Annotated in this window: 9 protein-coding genes; 4 read left to right on the top strand and 5 right to left on the bottom strand. The window is 58.5% G+C overall.

Annotation, left to right across the window (positions count from 1 at the left end):
- Positions 1 to 169: 169 nt before the first annotated feature.
- The 5 genes from ASD54_RS04670 to ASD54_RS04690 all read right to left on the bottom strand — a co-directional run bounded on the left by ASD54_RS04670 (position 170) and on the right by ASD54_RS04690 (position 8,385).
- Positions 170 to 802: a hypothetical protein gene (locus ASD54_RS04670; RefSeq protein WP_062553462.1), complete on the bottom strand. Its 633-nt coding sequence runs from the start codon at positions 800 to 802 to the stop codon at positions 170 to 172.
- A gap of 146 nt (positions 803 to 948) precedes the next feature.
- Positions 949 to 5,601 carry a hypothetical protein gene (locus ASD54_RS04675; protein ID WP_062553463.1) on the bottom strand — a complete coding sequence of 1,551 codons (4,653 nt, stop codon included), beginning with the start codon at positions 5,599 to 5,601 and terminating at the stop codon, positions 949 to 951.
- A 242-nt stretch (positions 5,602 to 5,843) separates the two neighbouring features.
- Complete coding sequence (locus tag ASD54_RS04680; protein ID WP_062553478.1) at positions 5,844 to 7,157, bottom strand: AarF/ABC1/UbiB kinase family protein; 1,314 nt, start codon at positions 7,155 to 7,157, stop codon at positions 5,844 to 5,846.
- A 134-nt stretch (positions 7,158 to 7,291) separates the two neighbouring features.
- Complete coding sequence (locus ASD54_RS04685) at positions 7,292 to 7,813, bottom strand: nuclear transport factor 2 family protein (RefSeq protein WP_062553464.1); 522 nt, start codon at positions 7,811 to 7,813, stop codon at positions 7,292 to 7,294.
- A gap of 209 nt (positions 7,814 to 8,022) precedes the next feature.
- Entirely contained in the window at positions 8,023 to 8,385 is a 363-nt protein-coding gene (locus ASD54_RS04690; protein ID WP_062553465.1) for a hypothetical protein, read from the bottom strand.
- 335 nt (positions 8,386 to 8,720) lie between these two features.
- Between ASD54_RS04690 and ASD54_RS04700 the strand changes: the two genes are divergently transcribed.
- The 4 genes from ASD54_RS04700 to ASD54_RS04715 all read left to right on the top strand — a co-directional run.
- A complete protein-coding gene (locus ASD54_RS04700) occupies positions 8,721 to 8,930 on the top strand; it encodes a cold-shock protein (protein ID WP_062553467.1) in 210 nt (69 codons plus the stop codon).
- 165 nt (positions 8,931 to 9,095) lie between these two features.
- Positions 9,096 to 9,476, top strand: a complete 381-nt coding sequence (locus tag ASD54_RS04705; protein ID WP_062553468.1) for a DUF6481 family protein — start codon at positions 9,096 to 9,098, stop codon at positions 9,474 to 9,476.
- A gap of 99 nt (positions 9,477 to 9,575) precedes the next feature.
- Positions 9,576 to 9,911, top strand: coding sequence for a DUF2322 family protein (locus ASD54_RS04710; protein ID WP_062553469.1), 336 nt, complete (start codon positions 9,576 to 9,578; stop codon positions 9,909 to 9,911).
- Positions 9,912 to 10,071: 160 nt separating this feature from the next.
- A partial coding sequence (locus ASD54_RS04715) for a DUF6880 family protein (protein WP_348272040.1) occupies positions 10,072 to 10,861 on the top strand: 790 nt, incomplete at its 3' end.

Raw genomic sequence — 10,861 nt, forward strand, 5'->3', positions numbered from 1 at the left:
CGTAGGTATTGGAAATTTCTAAAATGCCAGTGAGGCACTTTAGTCATCCGGTTAAAGGTAACGAAAGCAGGTTTAATTTTTGATTAATTTCCTGGCTCGTTGATACCATAAGTATGTGACGGAGCGATATTTTCTGGAAAAATCACGTTATGCGCGTGAGTTGCGCACGTTATCGGCTTTGAAAAATGGGCTCCCATTCTTCCTCGTGACTGCCCGCATGATTTGCCATTCCGGGTTTGGTCAGGCAGCCTGACGGTTTCACATAGCTGTCGATCCTGCGCTCTGGTCGTTCATGCCAGGTAATGTTGAAAGCCCAGTATTTCGGGAAGAAATAAAGTGAGGAATAGGGCAGGTGGTCGTGAATCCACCAGGCCAGCTTCTGCCAGTCGCCTTCCCCGTTGAAGCGGTCCCAGAAGGATGGCACCACAATGCAGGCCGTGGCGCCCATGCAGCCTTCTGCATCGAGTCTGTCCCAGATATGACCTGCATAATTGGCTTCGTTGACAGCACAATTGTAACCGCTCTTTCCGGCCCGCTGCATGTCATTGCCAAAGCCGTTGACCTCTGCCGAGCGATAGGCCGAACGAACGGCGATACGGCCAAACCTGTCCTGCAAGGGTTCGAGCAGGTCTTCGCAAAGTCGCGTACCGGCGGCAATTGCCAGATCCGGATTGTCCGGTACGTTGTTGAAGCCGTGTATCGAGGCGATATCCGAGAACAGGAAATCCCGCATGAAAAAGGTTTTCGAAAGCCGGACACGTCCGAATTCGGTGAGGCTGGCCACACTGGCGGGCTTCTTCATCAGACGTATCCATTTCGAGATCTGTCACGCCCCCCAGTCACACCACTCAAGTCACATACCCAAGGCTGGGGCGTGGGAGACACTGGACGAAGAGCCATTCCGATGCCACCCGAAACCTGTGAGGTTTCGCGGTGGCATCGGGATTATCAACTGTTGGCTGCGTAAGCTGCGGCGATCATAGCCACCTGTTCCGGGCTCATCATCTTGATCTGGTCTGCAGTAAAGGCGCTCAACTGAGCCTGGCTGAGTTGAGAGATGCCGTTCGAGCTCAGACCGGCCACGCCCCGGCTGCTCAGGCTCGCAATGTCCTGTGTCGAGAAGGTTGCAAGGGAAGCGCCCAGAGAGGCAATCTGAGCCGAGGACAGGATGGTGACCTGAGCCGGTGTCAGCGCTTCCACCTGTGCCGATGTCAGGCTGGAAAGAACCTCCGTGCTCAGACCTGCAATGGCCGTCGGATCCAGTGCCGCAATCTTGGCGGTCGTCATCGTTGCCAATTTGTCAGAACCAAGCGCTGCGATCTGAATTGCATTCAGGGCGGCCACCTGACCTGTTCCCAAGGCTGCAATCTGCCCGCTCGAGGCTGCACGGATCTGCGCAAAGCTCATCTTGCCGACCTGTGTCGGGACAAGGGCTGCAAACTGTTCATGATCCAGCGCGGCAACCTGTGCCGTCGTCATGCCGGCGATGGTTTCCGGACGGATCGCCGCGATGTCATTGGTCGAGAAGGTGCCGATGGCGCCAAGGCTCAGCACCCCGATCTGGGCTGATGTCAAAGCACCGATCTGCGCTGTCGAGAACGCATCCAGCTGGATGGTCGAAAGTGCGGCGATCTGGCCTGTCGTCAGGCCGGTAATCGCGCCGGATGCCAGCGACATGACCTGCTGCGTCGTCAGTGCAGCGATGTTGGCCGAGCCGAGCATGCCGATTTGCAAGGCGGAAAGAGCGCCGATCTGCGTGGTCGAAAGAGAGGCAACCTGCGTCGTTGTCAGGGCCGTGATCTGGCTTGGCCGCAGGGCTGCCAGTTGCGCGGTCGAGAGCGTTACGATCTGCTCTCCCGTCATCGATGCAAGCCCGGTTGCGGAAAGCCCCGCCAGCGCAGACACGTTCAGGGCAGCGATATCCGCTGTCGAAAGCGTTCCGATTGCATCAGCGCCGAAAGCCGCAAGCTGTGTGGATGTGAGAGCGCCGATCTGGGCCGTGGACAGGCTGTCGAACTGGGCAATGCCCATGGCACCGATCTGATCGCTGGTCAGTCCGGCAATCGCTGCGGCGGGAATGGCCTCGATCTGGCTGCCCAGAAGTCCCGCAATCGCTGCGGGCGACATGGCCCCGACCTGCGCACTGCTGAGTGCCGCAATCTGGTTCGTCGTCAGGGCGCCGATCTGTGCAGCGGGCAGAGCAGTCAGCTGGGCCGTGGTCAGCTTCGCGATCTGGGCCGTCGTCAGGGAGGCCAGCTTGGTCTGGCCAAGGGAGGCAAGACTGGACGGAGAAAGGCCTGCCAGGGCATCCGGAGTCAGCTGCGCCAATGCATCCGTAGAGAAAAGCTGCAGATTTGCGTCATCCAGGGTGGAAAGTTGCGCGGATGTCAAGGCGCCAAGCTGGGATGACGTTAGCGCACTGATCTGTGTTCCGGACAGTGCATCTATCTGCGTTGTCGTCAGGCCGCTGATGGCCTTGGCCGTCAGCGCCTGCATCTGCTCTTCGGACAGCGAGGCCGTTGCGTCCCCGCTGAGGGCGCCGATCTGAGTGTTGTCGAGCGCGGCCAGCTGGGCGGTGGAAAGCGAATCGATCTGCGTCGCCGTCAGGGCGTTGATCTGGCTCGTATTCAGTCCGGCCACCTGTGCCGTCGTCAGGGCCTTCAGATAGGGGTCTGTGAGAGACGAGACGACGCTGCTTTCCAACCCGCCAAGCGCTGCGGGTGTCAGTGCGGAGACCATGTTGGTCGAGATGTCACTCCAGATCGCATCCGGCAGGGCCGTGACCTGTGCGGCAGTCAGCGCTGCAAACTGCGTTCTGGTCAGACTCTTGATCTGGTCAATGGAGAGAGCCGTGACCTGATCCGTTGTCAATGCGGCAACCGATGTGGCAGGCAGCGCATTGATCTGGTCGATCGTCAGGGCGGCGATGCCGCTGGACGACAAGGATGCGACCTGCGCAGTCGTCAATCCCTGGACCTGCGCTACGGAAAGCACTTCGATCTGGGCAGGCGTCAGAACGGAAACCTGGCTTGTCGTCAGGGCGGCGATCTGCGCCGAAGAGAGAGCCCGGATGTTTTCAAGCGGCAATGCCGCCGTTAGGGTTGTGGAGAGGCTTGCCAGTGCGGCAGGTGATATGGCCGCGATTTCCGTACTGGTGAACGTGGCAAGCTGGGTGCTGGTCATGGCGCCGAGCTGGGCCGATTGCAGTCGGGCAATCTGGGTGCTGGAGAGAGCCTCGGCCTGCTCTTCCGTCATGAGCGAAATTTGCGCAGACGAAAGACCTGTTACAGCGGCAGCCGACAGTGCTGCGATCTGCTGGCCGGACAGGGCCGAGAAGCTTCCCGTGCTCAGGCTTGTCATCTGTGCGGCATTCAGGGCTGCAACCTGCGCCGTTGACAGAACGCCGATCTGGGCAGAGGTCAGCACGGCCGTCTGTGTTGTCTTCAGGGCTGCGAGCGCTGCGGTGGGCAGTGCTTCGACCTGGTCAAGCTGCAATCCGCCGATGACGGAGGCGTCCAGACCGGCCAGAGCTGCCGGTCTCAGCGCTGCAATCTGGGCCGGCTGCAAACTGGCTATCTTGCCGGACCCCAGCTGCGAGAGCTGTGCTGATGTCAGGCCGCTGACCTGCGATGTCGAAAGATTGCTCAACTGATCGGTGGAAAGGCCCGCGATCTGTGTCGAAGTCAGACCGGCGATGGCATTGGCGCTGAGCGCCCCCAGTTGCTCGATCGTCATTCCGCTGACGAAGCTGGCCGGCAGAACCGCAATCTGGGCCGAGGTGAAGGCCTTGAGCTGTTGCGAGGACATAGCCTGTATCTGGCTGCTCTTCAGCGCGGCCATGTGCTCCGTGCGCAGGGCTAGCACCTGACTGCCTGTAAGGGCGGCAATCTGGTCTTCCTGAAGGGCTGCCAGCGCAGCGGTCGAAATACCGCCAATGGCCGTGGGCTTGATGGCGGCGATATCGCTGGAGGTGAAGCGTGCGATGCCGGCCGAGCTGAAGGCAGCGATCTGCCTGCTGCTCAGGCCATTGATCTGGAACGATGTCAGCGCATCGGCCTGATCTGCCGAAAGGGCGCTGATCTGATCTGTGGTCAGGCTGGTCACGGCCTTCTGGGTCAGGGCTGCAATGCCGTCACCGGAAAGCGCGGCCAGCACTTCCGTCTTCATTGCGCTGACCTGGCCTGCGGTGATTGCCGCAATCTGGCTCGTATCCAGTCCCTTGATCTGTTGTGAATTGAATACGGAAAACTGCGAAGGCGAGAGGGCCGCAATCTGGCTTGGCAGCAGGCCGGCGATTTGGTCGCCGGTGAGTTCCTCCAGATGGGCGGTTGTCAAAAGACCCATGGCCGAGCGATTGATGGCGCCAATTTCTTGAGAGGTGAACGTGGCAAGACCCGCCGGAGTGATCGCTCCAAGCTGTGTTGCGCGCAGGCTCGAAACCTGCGAGGCGCTCAGTGCTTCAATCTGATCGACCGACATCGCCTTGATCTGGTCGACACTCAAGCCGGTGATTGCCGTCTTGCTGATCGCGCCGATCTGGTCGGAGGTGAAATTCGAGATGAAGCTCGCCGGTATCGTTCCGATCTGGATGGCACTGAGTGCGGCAAACTGGCTCGAGGTCAGGGCCGCAGCCTGAGAGGTGGAGAGGGCCGCAATCTGGCGCGCTGTCATGCGCTGGACCTGCTTGACCGTCAATGCCTGCACCTGATCATCGCTCAAGGCGGCAATTGCCGTGCTTGGCAGACCACCGATCGACGCTACGCTCAAGGCGGCGATGCCTGCCGTCGTGATCGCGTTGATCTTGGCTGGATTCAGGGCCGCGATCTGGCGTGGACCCAGAACCGACAGCTGTGATGTGGATAGCGCTCCGACCTGATCGGCGGATATGGCGCTCATTTGCGTTGTCGTCAGGGAGGCCAGGGCGCGCGTGCTGATGGCACTGATCTGGTCCGTGGTCATCTCCACCAGCGTGTCGGTGGACAGGCTGACCAGTTGGGACGGGGTCAGCATGCGGATCTGTCCCGTTGAGAAGGCTGCGACCTGCTCCGGCTCCAGCGCCGCCAGCTGGACCGGCTTCAAGGCTGCGATCTGCGATGTGGTGAGTGCTGCTAGCTGCGCGGTGCTCAGCGACGCGAAAGCCGCCGTCGTCATGCCGGAAATTGCGCCGGAGCTGATGGCTGCGATATCCGATGGCGGAAATGTTGCCAGTCCGTCCGATGTCAGTGCGGCCACCTGACGTGCATTCAGGCCAGCGATCTGGTCAGGCGTCAAAGCTTCTGCGTGGTCATCGCCAAGTCCGGCAAGCTGCGCCGATGTCAGTGCTGCGACCTGGGAGGCGGTCAGTTTCGAGAAGTTGTCCGTCGAGATGGCGGCCAGCTGGTCAACGGTCAGACCGACGACGGCCCGGGCCGAAATGGCTGTGAGCTGACCGGAGGAAAGATTGGCCAGGGCATCTTCCTGGAGCGCTGCAACCTGCGTCGCCGAAAGCTCGCGGATCTGCGTCGACTTCAGTTCAGCCACATCGCTGGATGTCCAGGATGCGATTGTGGAGGCTGAAAGGAGACGGATCTGGCTGGGCGTCAGTGAACCAATGGACGTCATAAGGGCGCTTTCCGGTCAATCAGGTTGATGCGGCTGAAAATTCAGGATTTGAAAAAAGCCGAGGGACCACTCATCCGGATGCCCATGCAGACAGGCCAGCCTCCCGAGGAGGGAGCCGGACAGGTGCATTTTAGGAAACGTTCATGTTCCCGCGTTTCTGGCATCCTGCGCTACAGGTAGAATACGACCCTTGAGCGAAGCTGGCTGAGTGCGTATCGAAATCGGATGGGCGCAATTGCTTATCAACGAAAGCGCTTCAACAGTGGAACAAGCGGCAGCCGGACATCCATGTTCATGCACATTAGCGCGGTTCCAGAAATCTTGCGTTGAATGAACATCTTGTCAGGCGAGGGCAGGCTCCAGCCCTGGCGATCTGCAATGATCGGTGCTGCACGATCCCGCACATCCGCCAACGGGCCGCGATCGGAGAAATCCACCGTGCCGTCCGCATTCCTGTGCACGTGATCCAGCACGAGACGAATCATCGCCTCCAGTTCCCTGCCATGGCGCTGCATCTGGACCGGCGAGAGGTAATCCATCGCCAGCAACGCATCCCTGACCTCCGACGTGGTGTTATCAAGCCCGGCCTTCAGAAGCCGCCTGTAATGGCTGGCACTTTCGGGAGGAACGGGGCGGGTTGCGCCAAAATCCAGAAGCACGATGCGGACTGTCTCCGGCTGCCAGCGAAAATTCGCGAAATTCGGATCGGTTTGCATCAGGCCGAATTCGAAGAGTTCACGCAAGGCCAGTTCCACAACGGCGCCCATAGCCTCATTGCGGGTGGCAGGCGGCGCCGTCTTGATCGTTTCTATGGGTGAACCCTTGATGTAATCCATGGGCAGGATCGTTGGATGGAGAAGTTCATCCACCGGTTCTGGCAGCACGAAGCGCGGGTCGTCGGCCAGTAACCTGCGATACTGACGCATCTGCTCCGCCTCGCGCAGGTAATCCGCCTCCTCGTGCAATTGACGCTTTGCTTCTGCCAGATGCGCCTTGATATCGAGGCCTGCAGGCAGGATGCCGGAGATCTTCAAAAACGTCGCGACATTATCGATATCAGCATCGATGCTGGCTGCGACGCCCGGATATTGAACCTTGACCGCAACCTCTCGCCCTGAAACCAGCACAGCCTTATGAACCTGACCTATGGAGGCTGCGGCAATGGGGATCATGTCGAAACGGGAGAAATGACGTTGCCAGTCGGGCCCCCAGGCCGCTGCCAAGGCCGACCGCAACTGGCTCCCCGGCATGAAATGCGCGGATTCCCGCAATTGTCCCAGAATGGCGGTGAGTTCCGGCGGCAGCACATCGCCCGGATCGAGCGAAAGCATCTGGCCGAGTTTCATCGCCGCACCGCGCAGCCGCGATAGCTGGTCGGTTACCCGCCGGGCATTGGAGGGCGTGAGCAGCAGATCGCGCAGATGCGGCCGCTCTCCCTGGGTCAGCCGGCTCAGGCCTTCCGACAGCGCGCCCGTGGCAATGCCGCCCGCCAGTTGACCGAAAGCCGCGAGCCGACCCAGACGGCTCTGCGGAACCGGTCGATAGCGATCTTTCATGCAAAGAACCCCGCAATGCTGCATACCCATCCTGGTCTCGATACGATGGGAGGATCGGAGCAGATCAAACCCTGCTCCGATCATTGTGGAGACTTATCCTTTCCAAGATCTCGGTAAAGGGCAGGGTGCAGGATTTACATCTTTGTCGCCGAATCCCAGTGTTCGTCGGCCTTTCCGTCTACGATGCGCCAGGTATCGTACCAGGTGGTCGTATAGGTCTTGGTGGGATCCTTCGGATCCTTCTCTGTGCGGACAAAGCCAACCGTCACCAGATCGCCCTCTGCCGTCACGAAGACGACGGGAGCGGCAATTTTGGACGGCAGGGGGGTCTTTGGCTTCTTCAGCACGTGCGTAAAGAAGGCGATGACAGGCGCTCTGCCGGATGCGACATTCGGATTGTGCTGCAGATATCGCTCGCTCAGAAGTTCATCAGCCTTGTCCCAATGGTTGGCCTCCAGCAATTCGCGGATAATGCGGTAGACGACCTGCTTGTTGGCGTGGAGTTTGGGATCCGTGCTGGTAAACAGCGCCTCTGCATCCGGCGCGGCAACCACCGCTTCCTGGGCTCGGGCAATACCCGACAAACCTAAAGGGGCATTCACGGCAAGAGCGCAGATGAGAACAGCGAGTGCATGGGGGCGTGCGAGTGCATACATGCGTTCATTCCTTATGGCAGATGACACTGGAACTGCATGGTAAGGAAGCACGCACGATGGCGTAAGGAGGCAGTATTGCCGCCCATGGTATGGAAAAGGGAACCACCAACACACCGTTGAAGCAGTTTGGCGGCTTGAGCGATTGATCCGCGCTTCGGATCAATCGCCTCCCATGTCAGATTTGGCCTGGAAGCGGCAAAACGCGGATTTCAGGCTTCGACCGTTTCGCGAACATCATCCAGAAGAAAATGCACAATCACATAGCGGGTTGTGTAGCGCTGACCGCTGGCCGAGACGCTTTCCTCACTGCCGCCATCGGATGGATGCCAGCTCTTGTAATGCGGGTTTGTGGTGATCAGCGTGATCGCCTTGCCTGAGAAGCGTCCGCCGGGCCGATAGCGGGCTTCGGCAAGCGGCCAGATTTCCTCGAAATCCTGCTGGCTGATACGGACTTTCAAAGCCTTGCGCGTGATTGCCTTGCCGGGCGTTCCATCCTCGCGTGTTGCAGGCGGGATATGAAGGTCTACCTCTTCTGCATTTTCCAGCAGAAAGGCATATTCGTCTGGCCACATCCGTTTCACGTATTGCTCCTCCCAAAGCTTTCCGTTCACTGAAAGAGTGTAGCGCTTATGCTGGCAGAGGCAATGCGGATACCGGTGGTATTTATCCTTTGTTGGAAAAGGTGAAATCATTGCCGTCTAAATTTATGGTTGAATCGGAAAACTAAAAGTTGACGAATGGGATAAAGATCCCTATGTAGTGTTCATCGATATTTTCTTGCTGAGCTTTGGTTACCGCGCGATTAGCACCGCGCTCGCAACGAACCCTCCCTTTAAAACAATCGTTATCGCCATCTGCAGCGTCTTTGCGCTGCGGTCGTTCCGTATTTGCTATGAGAGGGTTCATCATGACCACTGGCACAGTTAAATGGTTTAATTCCACCAAGGGCTTCGGCTTCATTCAGCCTGACAATGGCGGCGCTGACGCCTTCGTGCACATCTCTGCTGTCGAGCGCGCCGGAATGCGCGAAATCGTCGAAGGCCAGAAGATCAGCTACGAGCTTGAGCGCGACAACAAGTCGGGCAAAATGTCGGCCTGCAATCTCCAGGCTGCGTAAATCGGTATCTGCTTTCCTTTGACCACGGATGTACTGGCACTGTTGAAAGCAAAACCCTTGATGAAGGCCGGGCATTGCCTGGCCTTTTTCATGTCGCTCGCCCGCTTGAGAGATTGACGCAAACACCGTGTGTCTCCCGGCATTCCCAACAACAGGACTAAAAGTTTGAAATACAACAAAGCCAATGATGTTTCCGATCGTCGTAGTGCTGCCAGCAACGCCAAGGCCGCACTTCTGCAAGGTTATCTTGCCGCAAAAGACGCCGCCGAACCAACCCGTACAGCAAAACAGGCAGAACGCCTGGCTCTTGCCGAGGCACGGGAAATGCGGCGCACAGAGCGTGAGCAGGTCAAGCGCGATGAACTTGCCCGGATTGCGGAAGAAGCGGCCGCACGCGAAGCCGTGATCGTAGCGGCAGCCAAGGCTGAGGTTGAAGCGCGGGAATTGGTTGAAAAGAACCGTGTCGCTCGCGTTCTCGAGGACGAAGCAGCCCGCAAGCTCGAGCGCGATCGGCGCTATGCCAATCGCAAGGCGCGGCAAGCCTGAACGGTCCGGGTAGGACCCAAAGAGGTTCTAACCGATATGGCGATGGGCGACCGTAGCTGCTAAACGAGCGCCATTCGTTCATGAAAAGAGGGACCAGCGATGATCCAGCCCACGGCGTCGTTCAAGGATAATCTGCAACTGCTGCCATCGATTGAAGGCCTGGCGCGTATAGATCTTGTCGATCAGACTGGCGCTGTTGTCGCAACCATCGAAAATCAGCCAGGCAAGCAGGGTTCGCTGGCTGTCTATCAACACATACAGCAATCTTTTGGAACGCTGGACAGCCAGTCTGCTGCCTACGCCCTCGACATTTTTGCCGAACATACCGCCGATGCCAGAAACCGCCCCGGTGCCCATCCCAATATTGACCGCCTGCTGGAAATCGTTGCCGGAGCATCGCCTTTGAGCATCAGGCTTGTAGCTTGCGAGCAATAAATGTCCGGCTAAATGGTTCGAGGCCGAAAGCGAACGTGTGGTGGTCCATTGCACGCGAATAAATTATCCTGCTCATTTCCGATGTGTATGAACGCCTTCATTACGCGGGGTCTCCATTACCACGTGTGCGTCATAACCCGAAAGAGACAGTCGACGGCAGATGGCAACCAAAACTACCCTCAACGCGAAAAACCTTGAGGCCCTTGGCACACAGCGACTTGCCGAACTTCTGATAGAAATCAGCACCGGCAGCGCTGCGCACAAACGTCGGCTACGTATGGAGCTGGCCGGACATCAAAGCAGTGCGGAAGTCGCCAGGCAGGTTCGCAAACGGTTGTCCAGCATTGCACGCACTAAAACCTTCATCAATTGGCGCAAGGTCAAGGCGACAAAGACGGATCTGGAAACGCAGCGGAAGACCATAGCCGACACCATCGCACCCGATGATCCGGCAGAGGCTTTCGAACTGATTTGGCAGTTCCTGGCGATCGCAGATCCTCTCTTCGAGCGGTCAGACGATGGAAGCGGCTCTCTGATCCAGAGCTTCCATCAGGCAGTCGCCGACGCGGGCATCATTGCAAAGGCCGCCAAAATCGATGCCGCTGTTCTGGCTGAGAAGGTGTTCAAAGCGCTTCAGGACAACGCCTATGGTCAGTTTGATGGACTAATCACTGCGATGGCTCCGGCACTCGGTAACGAAGGTCTGGAGCGATTGAAGACGACTTTTGTGACCTGGTCGAAAGAAGCCATCGAGAAGCTGGCCAGGAAAGATCGGCACGTGATTGGCTGGAGCAGCGCAGGCGCGATCTACGAGGGTGATGTCTATGCAAGCGGCCAGGATCTCACCATCCGCATTGCTCTGCAGGAAATTGCTGACACCCAGAACGATGTGGACGCCTATATCGCCCAACAGCCGGAGAAAACCCGCAGCGCTCCTATGGTCGCAGCTG

It is taken from the genome of Rhizobium sp. Root149 (assembly GCF_001427345.1).
GTDB classification, from domain to species: Bacteria; Pseudomonadota; Alphaproteobacteria; order Rhizobiales; family Rhizobiaceae; genus Neorhizobium; species Neorhizobium rhizoryzae.

What these genes read in the sequence shown, in the direction of transcription:
- ASD54_RS04680 (WP_062553478.1), bottom strand. Translation starts at nt 7,157, where the DNA reads ATGAAAGATCGCTATCGACCGGTTCCGCAGAGCCGTCTGGGTCGGCTC.
- ASD54_RS04670 (WP_062553462.1), bottom strand. Translation starts at nt 802, where the DNA reads ATGAAGAAGCCCGCCAGTGTGGCCAGCCTCACCGAATTCGGACGTGTC.
- ASD54_RS04700 (WP_062553467.1), top strand. Translation starts at nt 8,721, where the DNA reads ATGACCACTGGCACAGTTAAATGGTTTAATTCCACCAAGGGCTTCGGC.
- ASD54_RS04675 (WP_062553463.1), bottom strand. Translation starts at nt 5,601, where the DNA reads ATGACGTCCATTGGTTCACTGACGCCCAGCCAGATCCGTCTCCTTTCA.
- ASD54_RS04710 (WP_062553469.1), top strand. Translation starts at nt 9,576, where the DNA reads ATGATCCAGCCCACGGCGTCGTTCAAGGATAATCTGCAACTGCTGCCA.
- ASD54_RS04690 (WP_062553465.1), bottom strand. Translation starts at nt 8,385, where the DNA reads ATGTGGCCAGACGAATATGCCTTTCTGCTGGAAAATGCAGAAGAGGTA.
- ASD54_RS04685 (WP_062553464.1), bottom strand. Translation starts at nt 7,813, where the DNA reads ATGTATGCACTCGCACGCCCCCATGCACTCGCTGTTCTCATCTGCGCT.